At 40.0% G+C, this 16708-nt stretch carries 15 protein-coding genes; 4 read left to right on the top strand and 11 right to left on the bottom strand.

Annotated elements, in window-relative coordinates; all coding sequences use genetic code 11:
- Window positions 1-353: 353 nt before the first annotated feature.
- Window positions 354-2903 carry a phosphoenolpyruvate carboxylase gene (locus IFO69_RS18860; RefSeq protein ID WP_192011690.1) on the top strand — a complete coding sequence of 850 codons (2550 nt, stop codon included), beginning with the start codon at window positions 354-356 and terminating at the stop codon, window positions 2901-2903.
- Window positions 2904-2979: 76 nt separating this feature from the next.
- Here the strand turns inward: IFO69_RS18860 and IFO69_RS18855 are convergent, their stop codons facing one another.
- The 6 genes from IFO69_RS18855 to IFO69_RS18830 form a co-directional block, all read right to left on the bottom strand.
- A complete protein-coding gene (locus tag IFO69_RS18855; RefSeq protein WP_192011689.1) occupies window positions 2980-3471 on the bottom strand; it encodes a Dps family protein in 492 nt (163 codons plus the stop codon).
- A 278-nt stretch (window positions 3472-3749) separates the two neighbouring features.
- Window positions 3750-4772 (bottom strand): hypothetical protein, encoded by a 1023-nt coding sequence (locus tag IFO69_RS18850; protein WP_192011750.1) that lies wholly within the window; start codon window positions 4770-4772, stop codon window positions 3750-3752.
- Window positions 4773-4781: 9 nt separating this feature from the next.
- Window positions 4782-5105, bottom strand: coding sequence for a DUF3817 domain-containing protein (locus tag IFO69_RS18845; protein WP_192011688.1), 324 nt, complete (start codon window positions 5103-5105; stop codon window positions 4782-4784).
- 23 nt (window positions 5106-5128) lie between these two features.
- Window positions 5129-5710: a hypothetical protein gene (locus IFO69_RS18840; RefSeq protein WP_225444211.1), complete on the bottom strand. Its 582-nt coding sequence runs from the start codon at window positions 5708-5710 to the stop codon at window positions 5129-5131.
- Window positions 5711-5819: 109 nt separating this feature from the next.
- A complete protein-coding gene (locus IFO69_RS18835) occupies window positions 5820-6359 on the bottom strand; it encodes an acyl-CoA thioesterase (protein WP_192011686.1) in 540 nt (179 codons plus the stop codon).
- Between the two features lie 84 nt (window positions 6360-6443).
- Window positions 6444-7097, bottom strand: coding sequence for a protein-L-isoaspartate(D-aspartate) O-methyltransferase (locus tag IFO69_RS18830; RefSeq protein ID WP_192011685.1), 654 nt, complete (start codon window positions 7095-7097; stop codon window positions 6444-6446).
- A 132-nt stretch (window positions 7098-7229) separates the two neighbouring features.
- On the opposite strand from IFO69_RS18830, the gene IFO69_RS18825 reads away from it, so the two are divergent.
- A complete protein-coding gene (locus tag IFO69_RS18825) occupies window positions 7230-7817 on the top strand; it encodes a riboflavin synthase (RefSeq protein WP_192011684.1) in 588 nt (195 codons plus the stop codon).
- Window positions 7818-7951: 134 nt separating this feature from the next.
- On the opposite strand, the gene IFO69_RS18820 is transcribed toward IFO69_RS18825, so the two are convergent.
- From IFO69_RS18820 to tamL, 3 genes are read right to left on the bottom strand one after another with little or no spacing between them, the layout of a single operon-like run.
- Complete coding sequence (locus tag IFO69_RS18820) at window positions 7952-8536, bottom strand: phosphatase PAP2 family protein (protein ID WP_192011683.1); 585 nt, start codon at window positions 8534-8536, stop codon at window positions 7952-7954.
- A 3-nt stretch (window positions 8537-8539) separates the two neighbouring features.
- The gene (gene hemF / locus IFO69_RS18815) at window positions 8540-9445 is read right to left on the bottom strand and encodes an oxygen-dependent coproporphyrinogen oxidase (protein WP_192011682.1); all 906 of its coding nucleotides are present in this window, start codon (window positions 9443-9445) and stop codon (window positions 8540-8542) included.
- Window positions 9446-9478: 33 nt separating this feature from the next.
- Complete coding sequence (gene tamL / locus IFO69_RS18810) at window positions 9479-11896, bottom strand: translocation and assembly module lipoprotein TamL (RefSeq protein WP_192011681.1); 2418 nt, start codon at window positions 11894-11896, stop codon at window positions 9479-9481.
- Between the two features lie 15 nt (window positions 11897-11911).
- Between tamL and IFO69_RS18805 the strand changes: the two genes are divergently transcribed.
- Window positions 11912-12655, top strand: coding sequence for a TrmH family RNA methyltransferase (locus IFO69_RS18805; protein ID WP_192011680.1), 744 nt, complete (start codon window positions 11912-11914; stop codon window positions 12653-12655).
- A 9-nt stretch (window positions 12656-12664) separates the two neighbouring features.
- A complete protein-coding gene (locus IFO69_RS18800; protein ID WP_192011679.1) occupies window positions 12665-13666 on the top strand; it encodes a bile acid:sodium symporter family protein in 1002 nt (333 codons plus the stop codon).
- A gap of 218 nt (window positions 13667-13884) precedes the next feature.
- Here IFO69_RS18800 and IFO69_RS18795 read toward each other — a convergent pair whose 3' ends face one another.
- Both IFO69_RS18795 and IFO69_RS18790 read right to left on the bottom strand, forming a co-directional pair.
- Window positions 13885-15108, bottom strand: coding sequence for a Ca2+-dependent phosphoinositide-specific phospholipase C (locus IFO69_RS18795; protein WP_192011678.1), 1224 nt, complete (start codon window positions 15106-15108; stop codon window positions 13885-13887).
- Window positions 15109-15469: 361 nt separating this feature from the next.
- On the bottom strand, window positions 15470-16696 hold the full coding sequence (locus tag IFO69_RS18790; RefSeq protein WP_192011677.1) for a Ca2+-dependent phosphoinositide-specific phospholipase C: 1227 nt from the start codon (window positions 16694-16696) through the stop codon (window positions 15470-15472).
- Window positions 16697-16708 lie beyond the last annotated feature (12 nt).

Genomic DNA, 16708 nt, shown 5'->3' with positions numbered 1-16708 from the left:
AAAATAAAAGGGTATAAAGTGATTTCACAATTTTTGATTTAAGGTTTGGTGAATGAAGTTAATGAATATTTTCATATTGGGGATAGGCCAGTAAGGCATTAGAGTATAAAAGTGTATTGAATTAAAAGCCTAAAAATGTTTTAGGGCAGAACAAAAATGGATTTCTATAAATGTATAAAAAATGTTTTAAAATGAAGAATTATCTAAAAAATGGCTAGATTTTTGATTAATAATCAATGAAAACACTGATTTTATGAATATTTTGCTGTAGATTAAGGTGTTTTTCATCAATATGTTTTTAATTCAACATATTTTGATTAATTTAAAATTTTAAATAAACATTACTTTAAACCATGTCAAATACCTACCAAACTGAGGTAGCCAAGCGGTTTACCATTTACAACAGTTTATTTCTAGACTTACCTTTTGATGACATATACAGGACTGGGACACTGCTTCCCATCTTATCATCTGCCTGTCAAAATGGATTCAGTGAAGGAAAGACCCCCAAAGAGATCATTAATACATTTTTTGAAGGCATGATGTCTTCCAATTCTACCAAAGAGAAACACAACTTACTTTTTCAATTGGTCCAATATATTGAGCGGCAAGTGGTCTTGTTTGATTCCATAGAGGATGCAGCATTTGAGAAAATCAATGACGTGAAAGGCAAGGGAACCATGAATGCCCTGATTTCAAGAGCTGAAAATGACAAAAAGAAAGAGGAACTGATCAAGAAGCTTAGGACCTTTTCCATCCGCCTCACATTGACCGCACACCCAACCCAATTTTATCCTGGAAATGTATTGGCGATCATAACGGACTTAGAAACGGCTATAAGAAACAATGATTTAGGAAGCATTGACCTTTTGCTGAGACAGCTTGGCAAAACGGCATTTATCAACAAAGAGAAACCGTCACCTTATGAAGAAGCAGTAAGTTTATGTTGGTTTTTAGAGCATGTATTTTATAAAAGCATTCCGGATATTCTTGCCAGGGTATTGAGGCGATTGGAAATTCCATTGCATGAGTGGGACAATCCCAACTTGCTAAGAGTCGGCTTTTGGCCGGGAGGCGATAGGGACGGTAACCCATTTGTGACTCATGAAATCACTATGAGCGTGTCTGACAAGCTGCAGGAAACTATCTTAAGATGCTTGTATAGGGACGTCAGAAAGGTTAGAAGAAGATTGACCTTCAAAGGTGTGGAGCCATTGATGTTGGAAGCGGAAAAAGGGATTTATAAGACACTATATGGTGGTGAAAAGGTTTACAAGTCTAAGGAAGAATTGCTGGATGTATTGTTAAAAGCCAGATCAATCATCATTGAATCACATGATGGTCTTTTCCTAGATTTGCTGGATGAATTTATTCTGAAGGTCAATGTTTTTGGTTTGTACTTTGCTTCTATGGATATGAGGCAGGACAGTCGTAAACATGATGCCCTTTGGGCAGAGATCATTGAGGTGACGGAAGGTGCTGATGCTCTGAAAAAATTTCAGGAATCTTCCGAGGAAGAAAAGATCAAAAAGATCTTAGGATACAAGAAACTGCCAAGTCCAAAATCATTGAAAGATGAATTCCATCAGGAAATGCTGGAAAGTATTTCCTCGATTAGCTATGTGCAAGACAATAATGGTGTAGAAGGTCTTCACAGATATATTATTTCCAATTGTCAGTCTGCTTTACACATTTTGGAGGTTTATCAGCTTAATAAACTGAGTCTTGCTCCAAAAGGTGATTTGACCTTGGATATTGTGCCTTTGTTTGAGACCATTGATGATTTGGCAGCAGCCCCTCAAATCATGGAGCAGCTTTACACCAATAAAACATATGCTGCCCACCTGAAGACCAGAGGAGGAAAACAAAGCATTATGCTTGGTTTCTCTGACGGAACCAAAGATGGTGGTTATATTAGAGCCAACTGGTCTATTTTGAGAGCCAAGGAGGAATTGACCAAGATGTCCCGCAAATATGAAATCAGCGTCGTCTTTTTTGATGGTAGAGGGGGACCTCCTGCTAGAGGTGGTGGAAATATGCACAATTTCTATGCTTCTCTTGGTGATCAAGTGGAAAACGAAGAAATCCAGGTGACCATTCAGGGACAAACCATTAGTGCCAACTATGGCAAGCCAGTTTCTTGTACGTATAACTTGGAGCAACTGCTAAGTGCTGGACTTGAAAATCACCTTTATCCTACAGTAGAAAACAGGTTGACAGATGAGCAAAGGGCTCTGATTGATGAGATGGCAGATATCAGTTATCAAGCATACAAGGAGTTCAAGAGCCATCCTCAGTTTGTTCCATATTTGGAAAAAGTAACACCTCTGAAATTCTTTGGTATGACCAATATTGGTTCAAGACCATTGAAAAGGAGTAAAGGGGAGGGGATGAAATTTGAAGATCTTCGTGCCATTCCTTTTGTAGGATCTTGGGCGCAGATGAAACAAAATATTCCAGGATTCTATGGTGTAGGTAAAGCTATTGCCGAAATGGAAAAAAGAGGCAAAAAAGACCAAGTGGTTAAACTTTATCAGGATTCTTTGTTCTTTAGATCACTGATGGGGAACTCTATGCAATCACTCGCCAAATCTTTCTACCCTTCAACTGCCTACTTGAAAGACAATGAGGTCTATGGGGATTTTTGGAAATTGATGCATGAGGAATATAAGCGGTCATTGGATAAGATCCTTGAGATATCTGATATGGATTATCTTTTGGAAGATAATGAGGTGAGTAGGAACTCTATTGCTATTAGGGAAAAAATTGTATTGCCTTTGATTACCATCCAACAATACGCTATCCAGGAAATGTTGGATTCAGGAAAAGAAAATGCAGTGCTTCAAAAATTGATTTTGAGAACCATGTTTGGTATTATCAATGCGGCCAGAAACGCTGCTTAATGATAGTGCTGATTTTAGGGTATAAAAAAATCCCCGACCATTCGAATGGTCGGGGATTTTTTAAATATTTCTAATTTTATTTCTTCAAGAAAGATGTCAACATCCAGTGGTGTTGTTCTATGCTTTTGATCATTCCGATGAGCATGTCCTCAGTAGCGGTATCTCCAAGATCTGCTACTTTACTGGCACATTCATTCATGTTTTCAGCTAAAATTTCAAAATCCTTCAAGACTTCCAACACCATTTTGTCTGAAGCTAGATCAGTTCCTACCTCTTCAATTTCCGCTGCTTTCAAATAATCCTTCATCAAACTCAATGGAGTCATACCAAATACTCTGACTCTTTCTGCGATCAAATCGATATTTTCAAAGGATTCAGTATAAAGCTCCTCAAATTTCTCGTGTAGATCAAAGAAATCACCACCAGTAACATTCCAATGAAAGTTTCTTAATTTTTGAAAGTGAACATGATAATTCGCCAATAGCTTATTTAAAGAGTCAACGATTTTTTCAGATTCGTTTTCGTTAAAACCTAATTTCTTGAATACTCTTTTTTCTGTAGTAATCATGGTTTTGTAGTTTTAAAGTTATCTAATGTAATACGTAATAAAATTAAAATACCTGTCTCCGACTTATTCGGGTTTAGGTGTCAAATCAACGGCAATTTGTGATTCATTAACTTGTCCCTGAGACAACCAATTTCAATCATATACTGTGCCAAGATCTATAGAATATTACGTCTTTATAACATAGTTAGATTTAAAAATGTTTGGTTTTAACCGTAATTTAGAATTGGAATAGGTAAAAAGTTCTGAAAATTGAATTATTAATGGATTGGATTAAATTCCTATTTATAGAGTACCTGTCTCAGGCTAAGTCTTAGGATTTCACCCATGTTATTGCAGTTGAGGAATACGGAAGTTTTATAGTGTTTGGCCAAATCTTGTTTAAGACTTTCTACATTATCCTTGGTAGAAATGATGTCCCGCTCCATGCTGTGAAGGATATCTTCAATCTCTTTGGTGGATGTCTTGAGCCGGAAAGCGATCAAGGCCCTTTCCTCTCTTTGGTATTGAGCCATGGATTCTGGTGTAATGTGTTTGATTCCCAATTGTATCAGCGTGTTGTTTTGTTTGAAATACTGGGGGAGGTAAACAGATTTTTTTCCTTCATAAGACTGCTGGTCAAAGTCAATCGCCCTGATTCGATAGTGGACTTCTTCAAAATCAGGTGTAACATCTACCACAAAGTTGGAGGAGTGCATATCACCTAGAAGCCTTACAAAACAGCGCTCATTAAATTTGACAAATTCCTTGGAGATTCTGATTGGATTCAGCAGTGGATCATGGATATGTTGTCGCATAAACTGCTCACCAGGGATACCTGCAATATGCTCTTCGATCAGCGTGTCCTGATAAACCACATAGCTAATCCTATTGGGAGAAAGCAAATGTTCCAATTCGAGTCCATAAACCCTTGAAGCATCAGCAATCTTTACGTAAAAATAATCGAAGTTGTCATTAATGCGATTGACGACCCGAATCCTAAAAGGTTGGGTGTTGCCGTAAGTACAAAGATCGACCCTGTCCACATACAAGTGCTCCATCACGCTCATGTCGCCCTCGGCTTTTAGAATGGCGTAAATCTTTTTTAGGTTATAATGGATATCAACTCGGTCATGTTCATTATAAAAAACCGTTTCCCACAAGGTGTCATTACCTTTTGAATCATAAAGAGAAATTGAGCTCACATACCGAAGTAGCTCTTTGTAATGTACAGGGATGTCCACTTCCCTTCCGTATTTGATAAGGTATCTTCTCAAGCCCCTACTGATAGGGTAGATATGTTTTTTCTTATCAATCACTTTAATTCAGAATATTTAAGGTTTTGCACGCAACTCTTTCTCCTGTTGCCTCAACTTTCTATCGAATAAGAAAGGGCCAAAAGGTAAAACAGAAGCTATTAGTGCAAATAGCGTCCTTCTAAAAGTCCAATTTAAATTTCTGCGTGTTGGGAAAACAGCATAAACATAAACTATGAACAATATTCCATGGACCCAACCCGTATATTTTACTGCTGAAGGCATATCCATGGTGTATTTTAAAGGCATAGCGATGAACAATAGTAAGAGATAGGAAATGCCCTCAGCATAACTGATAGCCCTGAATCTTTTTAATGTTCCAATTTGATGCGCATTATCCATTATAATGAGGTTGTATTTGAGGCTTATTTATTGATGTTGAAAAAGGCTTGAAGGCTTTTCCAAAGTTTTCTTTTGAGATTTTCATCTTCAAAGATCACAGGAAGGTCATCTGCAAAGATATATTCAGTATCTCCATCAGCAGTGATTTCATAGTTTGCTTCCTTGAGTTTGATAATTGGGTGGCTTAGTCGGCCAAAGACAATAACCTTGTGGGCGTTGAGTTGGTTAAGGGCAGTAGGAGGAAAGCTGGACAATTGAACAGAGGAAACTAGCCCAATATCTTTTAGGGAGTAAGAGACTGCTCGTAAAATCTTCAATAAAAATGCCTTGATGTCCTCAGACATTTCCTCTCCCTGATAGATTATTAAAAGCCCTTTTTCGAAATCACCTTCATATGATAAGGTAATGATGTCATTGTCTTGGCTATTATTGGAATTAACTTCTGTAGGAGAAAGGGCAGGAGCTGGTTCGCTAACTATTCCGGTTTCTTCCGGAAGATCCTCACCGTAATTTTTGAATTTATTGGCGAGCAAAAGTTCAGTAGCATCGTCTGGAATAAGAAAAATATCCTCATCCATAAATAAGCCTAGTTTATTCAAGTCCATTTCTTCCATAGGGCTAAAATGATCAAAATTATATCTGGAAACAACCTTCAGGGAGTCATTTCACCTAAAAAAGAACTGTAAATTCAATAGGTTGAAGGACTGATAAGCTTTAGGGCCTCTTTTCTATGACCTCTTCAAATCCAAAAATAGACTTAAGCTCTACAGCATCTTTTGGATCCATCCTTTTGGCAAGTACCAGCCTGAGCTGTCTTCTTCTCAAAGCACCATCAAATAACTCTTGCTCTTCTTCATTGCTAGGCTCCAATTTTGGAACCTCAATTGGTCTGCCGTTTTGGTCTACGGCCACAAAGGTAAAAAATGCCCTGTGGGTTTTTGTTTTGGTGTTGGCTGGAATATCCTCTGCCCAAACCTCAATGTAAACTTCCATAGAAGAGTTAAAAGAGCGCGTTACCTGGGCTTTTAAGGTTACCACATTTCCCAAGGCGATAGGATGTTTAAAAGAAATATTGTCAGCAGACGCAGTAACCACGATGCGGTTGGAATGTTTCTGTGCTGCAATGGCACCTACGATATCCATCCAATGCATCAACTTACCGCCCATAAGGTTGTTAAGGGTATTGGTGTCATTGGGCAACACCATTTCGGTCATGATTACTTCTGATTCCTGTACTTTTTTAACCTTTCCCATTTTAATTATATTTTTTACGAAAATACAAAATATTTTTTCTATAAAACAAATTGAAATAAGTTGCTATAGAATTATATTTTGATTTCACCACCCTTCTTCTCCCAGTAAAGGGACAAATGCAAAATTGTCATAAGCTTCTTGGGTAACCTGCCTGGTAGTCTTTTTGACCAACTTCATCATTTTTTGACTGTTTCGGTCTCCCACAGGTATGACCAGAATTCCTCCGATTTTCAATTGTTTGAGGAGGCTATTAGGTACTACTGGAGCACCAGCGGTGACAATGATTTTATCAAAGGGTGCTTTTGCAGCCAATCCCAAAGAACCATCTCCATGGTAGAAATTAAGATTTATTCCGATTTTAGGCAAAAACTTTTTGGTCTTTTCGTAGAGCTTTTTGTTGTATTCAATGGTATGCACTTCCGCCCCCAATAAATAAAGGATAGCAGCTTGGTACCCAGAACCAGTCCCTATTTCTAATATTTTTTCCCCAGGGTTGACCTGGAGCAGTTCCGTTTGGAAAGCTACAGTAAATGGTTGGGAGATGGTCTGTCCTTCTCCAATAGGAAAAGCTTTGTCCTCATAGGCATGAGAGTGTAGCGCACTGTCAAAGAAAAAATGACGGGGTACCGTACCGATTGCATCCAATACTTTTTTGTCTAGAATACCCTTTTTTTCCAGAGTTTTGACCAGTGATTTCCTTTGGCCTTTGTGTATGTAGCTGTCCTCTAATTTCAGCATGCGATTGATTGAACTTATTTTGTGCTTTACTGCTTTTTAATGCTAAGTTAATGGATTAAATGGCTTAATTTTAATCCTGAAAAGGCAATTTTACTTATTGTCTGATTATATGAACATTAAATTTAGCTTTTCATGTTTACTGGAATAGTGGAGACAATGGGCGAGATCAAGGCCATCACCAAAGAAGGTACCAATATCCATTTTGATATCCAATCTCCAATCACAGGAGAATTAAAAATAGATCAGTCTGTGGCCCATAATGGAGTTTGTCTGACTGTCGTTCAGATAGAAGGGGATGTCTATAGGGTGACAGCAATTGATGAAACGCTTCAAAAAACCAGCCTTAGTGAATGGAGCGTCGGAAAGAAGGTTAACCTCGAGCGATGCATGCCTGCCAATGGCCGTTTTGATGGACATATTGTTCAAGGACATGTGGATCAGGTAGGCTTTGTCAAAAAGGTGGATTCCCAAGATGGAAGTTGGCTATTCGACTTTTCTTTTGATGATACAAAAGGAAATGTCACTGTAGAAAAAGGCTCCATTACCATCAACGGCACCAGCTTGACCTGCTTTAATTCTATACCGGGAGGGTTCTCAGTAGCTATTATTCCTTATACTTACGAACATACCAATTTCCACCAGCTGAAGGTAGGGGACAAGGTGAACTTAGAATTTGATATTGTAGGAAAGTACATCCAAAGGATGGTCAAAGGATATTGATTTATGAGTATAAAGTAGTTAGTAGGGAGTTTTGAATAATAAGTATGATGGAGTGTAGAATGTAATCCCTGTTTGGGATGGTAAATACGGAATAGGAATAAAATGGACATTGACCGGAATCAATCAACCTCTTCTTATTCATCCATTTCTTCCACTTTACGGATGGTAGTCATTTTGATTTTTACCACAATCCACCAAGCAATCAATCCCATCAAGATTCCTATGAATGCCCCTACCAAAATGTCGGCGGGGTAGTGAACTCCTAGGTAGACTCTACTGTAAGAAACTATAGCGGCCCAGAGAAATAGCCAACCAAAGCCTTTAACTTTTCTGTGAAAAGTAATCAGCATATAGGTGGCCAAAGCAAAAGTGTTGGAAGCATGGGAAGAAGCAAAGCCGTACATCCCGCCACAATGCTTGTAATTGAACATGATGCCTTCCCACCTTGTATCATGACAAGGTCTGGGCCTTTCAAAGAAAGGTTTCATCAGTCCAGAAGTCAACTGGTCACTGAAAAGGATGGCCAGTGCAATCCCAATAAAAACCCAAATACTGCCTTTGCCTAGGTTTTTGATAATTAAATAAGCCAAAAAAGCATATAATGGCAACCATATCGCTGTACCAGAAATCCCGTACATGATAGGATTCAACCAGTCAAAATGCTGGGAATTCAGAAAGAGAAACAACTCTTCGTCCCAATATTTAATTGTTTCTATCACTTATTAATAATTTATCCAGTCAATATCTTTTTTCAACAATGAAAGTGTTTTGGCTTCTTTAGAGCCCTCTTCTGGAATACTCATGTATTCCCACTCCGCCTGTGGTGGCATACTCATAAGGATGCTTTCAGTCCTACCATTGGTGTCCAAGCCGAACTTGGTTCCTGCATCCCATACCAAATTAAATTCCACATATCGGCCCCTTCTGAGGGCTTGCCACTTTTTGTGCTCATCGGTAAATGGCAAAGCAGCATTTTTGGCCATAAAGTGGCGGTAAATTTTGGGGAAGAGGTATCCTATGGATTTTACAAAATCAAAAGTTGCTTCAAAGGAATGTTCTTCTGTGGCTGTTAAGCGGTCAAAGAAAATCCCTCCAATGCCCCTGGTTTCTTCGCGGTGAGGCAAATAGAAGTAGTCATCTGCCCATTTTTTATATTTCCCATAGCAATCTGAATCATATCGGTCGCAGGTGTCTTTTAATTGCTGGTGAAAGAACTTAGCATCTTCTTCATCAACATAATGTGGGGTAAGGTCAATCCCTCCTCCAAACCAATAAGTGCCATTACTCATCTCAAAATACCGGATATTCATATGGATAATTGGTACCATGGGATTATCAGGATGGATCACAATGGAAACCCCTGTGGCAAAGAAGTCAGCTTGCTCTAGTTTGAGTTTTTTGAGGATTTTATCAGGGGTAGGGCCGTGTACTGCTGAAAATGCCACACCACCTTTGCCGATGATATTCCCATTCTTGATGATGCGGGTTCTTCCCCCTCCACCAGCTTCCCTTGCCCAAAGATCTTCATGGAATTTGGCTTTTCCGTCCCCAGCCTCCAATTCACTGCAAATGTGGTCTTGGATGGTTTTGAACTCTTCAGAGATTTGCTCTTTACTGATTTTATGCATAGTCAATGATTGATCAATTTTAAAATTACTCGATTAGAAAGGATATCCAATACCGATATTGAATACCGTTTGGCCTTTTTCACCCAAAGGTTTTTTAAAGGAAATATTGTCCAATATAAAGCGCTCCCCTTCAGGTCTTGCCGGGTCTACGGCCTTTATCCCCATGTCCAATCTCAAAACAAGGAAATCGAAATCCATTCTTAGTCCCAGACCTGTACCAATGGCGATATCCCTGACAAACTTGGCAGGTTTGAACTGAGCTCCTTCCCGCGCAGGGTCTTCTTTGATGGTCCAGATGTTTCCTGCATCAATAAAGAATGCTCCATCAAAATAACCAAAAAGCTCCCTTCGAAATTCAAACATGCCCTCCAAGAGTATTTCACCTGGTTGCTCATACCGGTAATCATAGAAACCTTCCTCGTTGGTGGCGGGAGTAAATGAGCCTGGTCCCAAACGTCTGGGTTGCCAGGCCCTGATACTCGTGCTCCCCCCAGCAAAGAAATACTTTTCATAGGGTAAGACTCCATCACTGATCCCATAAGGAACACCTATTCCCGTATTGATACGGTAAGCAAAGGTGCTTTTTCTGCTCAGTGGAATATATCTGCGGAAATCAGACTGGAATTTCAGAAACTGAAAATACTGAAGGCTTCGATCTTGAAAGTGTTCTTTGTTCAGAAAGTTGATGGAAGTTCCTCCGCTTTCCATAAATAGCCGCCATAGAGAAGAGCGATTCCTTTGCCACAGGCCATATTCATTGAAGTTGATAATGACCTGCCCGGAAATACTACTGACATAGGAAGACTGGAAGGAGTTGATCAGGTTGTTTCCCAATTCCTGCAATTCCAATAGACGTTCCTCAAAGGCAGGGTCAAGGTTGGAACGGATGAGGTTGGCATCCAGAACATTGATGGTGTACTGCTGTCTTTGGTTTCTGGTAGCCCAATTATAGGCAATGATGGTATTGAAACCTTCCCGGATATATTCAGGCCGATTCACATAGTTGTAACCAATCAAGGTTCTCGTTCTAGGATTGTAGCGACCATATTGCACCAATGCTTTTTGATTGAAAGGAAAGAGGAACTGTGGGAAAATAACCGAAGCAGAAGTACTCAATTCCCTACTGCGATAGACACCTCCCGCTGTGGTAGCCGACACCACTCCTTCCAGGCCTGCGCGAAAGTTGAATTCAAAGATTTCCAGTCCCCTGAAAAGGTTCCTGTTTCTCAAAGAGTGACTAAAGAAAGGACCGGGAAGCTGTTCCGTAATACTGGCACCCAGCTGGTTAGTGATTTGGTATTTTTGATTGGGCTGGGTGAAAATCCGAGTGGTGATATTGTTTCCCAAGGTGTCAAAGGCAATATTGACAAATCTAAAAATATCCAGGTTGGCCAGCTGCCTTTGGGTTTCCAATACTTCTGATTTGTTATACAAATCACCTTTATTGATAAATACCCTTGAATCAATGATCCTTTCCGAATACCGGTCTTGATACATGATATAGGTGATGTCATCATATTCCCGCTTTACCTCCTGATCGGAGATAGCATCAGTAGGGGTGGAGATATCAAAGATGACCGAGTCAATGGTATAGACTTTATGCCTGTCAGCATAGGTAGGTTTCCGAATAACCTGCTCTATGGATACATTTTTTTCAAGCGTATCTTTATATACATTGTATTCGATATAGGATTTTGAAAAAGTATAATATCCATTGTTTTTCAAAAGGTCCTCAACGCGCTGTCTTTCTTTGGTAAGGTTGTCCTGATTGTATCTTCTTCCTTTTTTGATCAGGTTGTTTTCTTTGTCCTGCCTCAGCAAACGGTAGATATTTTCATCATCAGAGCGGGTATAAATGCTATCAATGATGTACCCTTCATTTTCAGTTACGTCATAGTTTACATAGATTTTTTTTCCTTTGGTATGGTAGGAAGTGGATACTTCCGCATCAAAGAAGCCATGGTTGATCAGGTAATTGGTGATTTCTCTTTCTGAAGCATAGGTTTTGGAGCTGTCATAGATGGTTTTGGGATTGCCCGTTCTCATAAACCAATTGCCATAGTCCAATTTTTTATTGAGGTCTTCTATCCGGTTATTGTATTTAAAATACTTTCTCTCCAATTTGTTGTTTCCAGGAATAGAGTCGAGCTGCAGTTCGATAGCCCTTTGCTTGGCTTCCGTTTCTAATTTTTTATTGGCCAGTTTTGTACTGTCATAATTCATTTTGCCAATGTTATAGATAAATACCCCAGGGGAAAAATTAAGTATGGGGATTCTGGTATTGGGCGTCTGCTTGATGAGTTCCTTAACTTTCTCTTCATTGCTTTTTTCGACACCCTTTAGGTCCACATCATAGACCAGATATTCATTTTCTTTCAGTCCCCGGGTCAAAGAACATGAAGAAAGCAAAAGAAAGGCAAGAAGAAAGTTTATATATTTGGTTTTATTCACAACTCATCGACCTTAATGATCAGCAAAAATACAGTTAAGTTTATTAAATCCTTACAACAGAAAAAATTCCGTAAACAAGAGAATGCTTTTTTTGTAGAAGGATCCAAAAATGTAACGGAATTACTGCTTTCTGATTTTGAAGTTACACATCTTCTTTATACAGACAAATACTTTGAAGAACAGCAAAAGCTGATAGATACCTGCAAAGGCGAGTGCTTTCAAGTGACTCCAAAAAACCTGGAAGCAGCGGGTTCCTTCAAAACCAATGATGGAGCTTTGGCAGTGGCCAAACTAAAGGACAACAGTCCTTTTGATATCGAGAAAGGAGAACTGGCCATTGCGTTGGATGATGTTAGGGATCCTGGGAATTTGGGGACAATCATCAGGATTGCAGATTGGTATGGGATCAAGAAACTGATTTTCTCTAAAGAAACAGCGGATTTCTATAACCCCAAAGTGCTGAATTCCAGTATGGGTTCTTTTACACGAGTATCCTTTTTCTATACTGAGCTCAAGGATTATTTACCTCAACAGCAGCTTCCAGTTTATGGAGCTTTTTTGGAAGGAGATAATATCCATTCCAAAACCATCACGGAGGGAGGGATTATCCTAATGGGTAATGAATCCAAGGGGATTTCTGATGTCCTAGCACCTTTGGTTACACAAAAACTGACCATTCCCCGTTTTGGTCATGCAGAGTCTTTGAACGTCGCAATAGCAACAGCCGTGATCTGCGACAATTTTAAAAGAAACAGTTGAGTTTACAGCATGACGCAGTTAAAGAGTATTTTGACCAAAGCCGGACTGAACGGTTTCTTTCTTGCCTTGATCGGGACCATTGTCTTGGCCAATATTTTTCCTGAATGGGGAGCACCTGACAGTATTATTCCCTTTAAGGAGATCACACATTATGGAGTTTCCCTGATTTTTTTCTTCTATGGAGTAAAGATGGATCCGGTAAAACTCAGGTCCGGTTTGGGCAACTGGAAGCTTCACCTGTTGATTCAAAGTACGACCTTTTTGGTTTTTCCGGCAGTCGTGCTATTGATGAAAAGTGTTTTTGGGACTGATGATAGTAGCATTTGGTTGGGGGCTTTTTATCTTTCTGCTTTGCCATCCACAGTTTCTGCTTCAGTAGTGATGGTCTCCATTGCAGGTGGAAATATCCCCGCAGCTATTTTCAATGCCAGTATTTCCAGTATCGTTGGCATCTTTATTACGCCCATTTGGATGGAGTTGTTTTTGGAGGGCAGTGAGATGAACTTTGACCTGTTGGATACTTTTTGGAAGCTGAGTTTACAAGTGTTATTTCCTGTGGTTATAGGTTTTTTGTTACATGGTGTGTTAGGCAAGTGGGTGAATAAATATAGCACCGGATTGAAGTACATGGACCAGTCCATCATTTTGATGATTGTCTTTTCGGCTTTTTCTGCAGCCGTTGGGCAGGGGATGTTTGAGGGACAAAGCTGGGCTTTTTTACTGACTTTGGGCGGCTTGATGCTCTTGCTGTTTTTGGCAATGGCGGCCATGATGTTTGGGATGGGGAAACTGTTGGGATTTAGCCGAGAAGACCAAATCACCGTATTGTTTTGTGGCTCTAAAAAGTCCCTTATTCAGGGAGCGGCCATGGGAAAGGTGCTTTTCCCTGATCCAGTCACCTTTGGTGTGATTCTTTTGCCTTTGATGCTTTACCATGCTTTACAGCTGGTTTCCGGAAGTATGATCGCCCAACAACTGGCCGAAAGGAATAAAGCTGATGAAGAAGTATGATCTAAAAGTAGATAAGTGGAAATTGGATTATGCCACCTATTTTTATTCCTTGATAGTCCAAGTTGTACAGTTTAACAAGTCTCCATAAATTCAAATTTTATTGTAATTAATGTTTTCTTTTCTCTAATAAGTAGATAAGCTTACCACATAACAAAAAAGCTGCTACAGACGAAATTGTCCATAACAGCCTTATAGTTATTGATCACTTACAGGGTGAATTATTTTTCTTCAACCCGGTTGACTGGATTTAACCTTAGCGGTTGATTGTTGGGCATTCTGACCACATAGTCGGTTCCATAGGCATTTCCAGGCTCAAAGAAGTCTGTAGAGACGACTTGGGCACCACTTTCGAAAGCAGTTTCTGCTCGGCTCATGTCATTGACCTTGGCTTCGTAAGTTTCGATATCCGAACGGGTACGAACCATATAACCTTTTTTGACAGCCTCTTCTATATCCGCTTTTCTGGCAATAACATTGTCCAGTAAGAGAAATCCGCAGTGGTCTTGTCCTACATCTGCTTTGACAAACATCATACGTCCTTTTAGGGATGGATGGCCTTTTAGGTAAGAATGGTCAGTGGATAGCCCTGCACTGCCCGGCAATAGCAAAAAGATGAACTTGCCCTGAGAAGCCTCTACAGTTGGCCAGTTTTGGGCCAATACTGCTTCTTCAAGCGTAGCATAATCACCTCGGACATCATCTGGTGTAATGATTTTTTCCCTGCCCAGTACACTTTCCAGTTTGTGATCCAGTTGGTCATAGACTTCTGCAGTAAAGGGAAGCACTTCGGTGGAGTTGGGAAAGATCGGTAAACCAGCATCTTTGGCCTCAATCATGATGTAAACTGGAGCATGGGTTGGGTTCTTATCAGACCAGTTTTTAAGTGCGTTAAGGGCCTGTTCGAAGGTCTTGTAATGCGACAGGAAATCGATATCCGCTATATGCATCACCTTGAAACCTGGTTGGTCCATTCCAGTGGAATCATAGGGCTGATAATGGTGAATTCCTTTTGCCTTCATTACATCATAGATAGCCGGACGACTAAATCGGTTACCGCTAGGGTCATAAACGATATCAATGGCCAAGGAACGCATGCCTGCATCTAGCTGAGTAGGGAAATCTGGAAAGTCATAGGCCAGCATTTCCTTGAATGTCATCTGATTGGGATGGTATTCCTTGTATTTGGCCTTAACCTCCTCACTCATGTTGTTGAAATATTGTCCCATCATCCCTGTGAAAATGGGGTCAATAAAGTTCAAAATGGCGGTGTCCCTTTTTGTAGCATAGCTATTATGGGTTCCCAAAACTTGTATTTCGTTTATTTTTAGATCGGCTGGAATTTTCACCCGACCACCTTCAATAGTAATCTCTTTTTGGCCACATCCTTGGAATGCAAGGCAAAGCCCTAAGATGGTGGCTTTGATGGAGTTGGTATAATTCATAGTAACTTTATGGTTAATCTTATTATTAATGCTTCATTAGCATTTTGTGCTTATTGATAAATTAGCTGTCCTTTTCCAAAGATGAAAAGGACCAAAAATCTAGTCCTGTGGTATGACTTTTAAATTGGGTAAAACAAGTGTTTGGAAGCATGTGAAATAGTGCCCAATTTAATTTTCAGTAAAATGATTCTGCCTAAAAGTGAGTGGATCTCGCTCCTCCACTTCGCGAACTAACTCACTTTCTTAACGGCCTTTTCATTTTACTGAAACCAGTCATACCAAGGGACATCCTTATTTTTTGAACTTAGTTTGTTATTTAAGTACCAAATTCAAATTCTGAGAGGCACAGTTAAGTTGTTTTTTATTTCTCGGTATCGGAATTGACAGGGTTTAGCCTCATGGGGAGTTCATTGGGCATTTTGACTACATAGTCGGTTCCGTATGAGTTGCCAGGCCTGAAGAAATCAGTAGAGACCACCTGTCCACCGCTTTCAAAGGCAGCATTTGCACGGCTCATGTCATTGACTTTGGCTTCATAGGTTTCTATATCAGACCTGGTTCGTACCAGATAGCCTTTTTTAACCGCTTCTTTGATGTCTTCTTGCCTTACAATGGCATTGTCCAAAAGTAGGAAACCTGCATGATCTTGCCCTCTTTCTGATTGGACAAACATGATCCTGTTTTCCAAAGCAGGGTGGTTTTTCACATAAGGACTTTCTGATGACATCCCTCCGGCAGAAGGAAGTAACATAAAGACAAACTTTCCAATGGATTCTTTAAGAGTTGGCCAGTTCTGGGCCAAAATACCTTCTTCTAAAGTTTTATAATCTCCACGCACTTGATCAGGCGTGATGATTTTGTCCTTGCCCAAGACGGAAACGACCAAGTTATCCAGTTCATTAAAAGCCTGCTCTGTAAAAGGCAATACCTCCGATGAATTGGGGAAAATAGGGAATCCTTGATCCTTGGCTTCTATCATGATGAAGATAGGTGTGTGGCTAGGATGGGCATCCGACCAGTTTTTTAGCGTTTTCAAGGCCTTATGGAAAGTAGGATAGTAGGTTCTGAAATCGATATCCGCCATATGCAATACCTTGAAACCAGGTTGGTCAAGTCCTTCGGTATCAAATGGGGCCAAATCAGTTTTGCCCTTTTGCTTTAGGATCTCATAAGTGGCTGGCTTGTTGAACCTGTTTCCGGTAGGGTCGTAATATACATCAATTTCCAGAGACCTTAATCCAGCATCCAGCTGGGTATTGAAATCAGGGTGCTCATAAGCAAGCATCGAACTGATGGGCATTTCATTGGGATGATATTCTTGGTATTTGGCCCTTTGCTCTGCAGACATGCTGGCTGCAAATTGCCCCATCATCTTTTCAAAAATAGGCTCTACAAGGTTGAATACTGCTGTGTCAACAGGCTTTGCATAACTATTGTGCGTACCCAAGACTTGGATCTGATTGATTTTGATATCTGCGGGGACCTCTACCAGTCCATTCTCTAGCTGAATGGTTTCTTCCTTGGGATTACAGGAAAGTGCGCTCCATAGCAGAGCTGCACTTCCAATATAATTGAATGTATTTTTCATGATCTTGATTAC

It is taken from the genome of Echinicola arenosa, assembly GCF_014841125.1.
Classification (GTDB): Bacteria; Bacteroidota; Bacteroidia; order Cytophagales; family Cyclobacteriaceae; genus Echinicola; species Echinicola arenosa.
This window is presented reverse-complemented; position numbering and strand designations above follow the sequence as displayed.

Excerpts from the sequence above, each read along its gene's own strand:
- IFO69_RS18790 (WP_192011677.1), bottom strand. The coding sequence starts at position 16,696 with ATGAAAAATACATTCAATTATATTGGAAGTGCAGCTCTGCTATGGAGC.
- IFO69_RS18840 (WP_225444211.1), bottom strand. The coding sequence starts at position 5,710 with ATGGACTTGAATAAACTAGGCTTATTTATGGATGAGGATATTTTTCTT.
- IFO69_RS18795 (WP_192011678.1), bottom strand. The coding sequence starts at position 15,108 with ATGAATTATACCAACTCCATCAAAGCCACCATCTTAGGGCTTTGCCTT.
- hemF (WP_192011682.1), bottom strand. The coding sequence starts at position 9,445 with ATGCATAAAATCAGTAAAGAGCAAATCTCTGAAGAGTTCAAAACCATC.
- IFO69_RS18860 (WP_192011690.1), top strand. The coding sequence starts at position 354 with ATGTCAAATACCTACCAAACTGAGGTAGCCAAGCGGTTTACCATTTAC.
- IFO69_RS18845 (WP_192011688.1), bottom strand. The coding sequence starts at position 5,105 with ATGGATAATGCGCATCAAATTGGAACATTAAAAAGATTCAGGGCTATC.
- IFO69_RS18805 (WP_192011680.1), top strand. The coding sequence starts at position 11,912 with ATGATCAGCAAAAATACAGTTAAGTTTATTAAATCCTTACAACAGAAA.
- IFO69_RS18830 (WP_192011685.1), bottom strand. The coding sequence starts at position 7,097 with ATGCTGAAATTAGAGGACAGCTACATACACAAAGGCCAAAGGAAATCA.
- IFO69_RS18825 (WP_192011684.1), top strand. The coding sequence starts at position 7,230 with ATGTTTACTGGAATAGTGGAGACAATGGGCGAGATCAAGGCCATCACC.
- IFO69_RS18800 (WP_192011679.1), top strand. The coding sequence starts at position 12,665 with ATGACGCAGTTAAAGAGTATTTTGACCAAAGCCGGACTGAACGGTTTC.
- IFO69_RS18855 (WP_192011689.1), bottom strand. The coding sequence starts at position 3,471 with ATGATTACTACAGAAAAAAGAGTATTCAAGAAATTAGGTTTTAACGAA.
- IFO69_RS18835 (WP_192011686.1), bottom strand. The coding sequence starts at position 6,359 with ATGGGAAAGGTTAAAAAAGTACAGGAATCAGAAGTAATCATGACCGAA.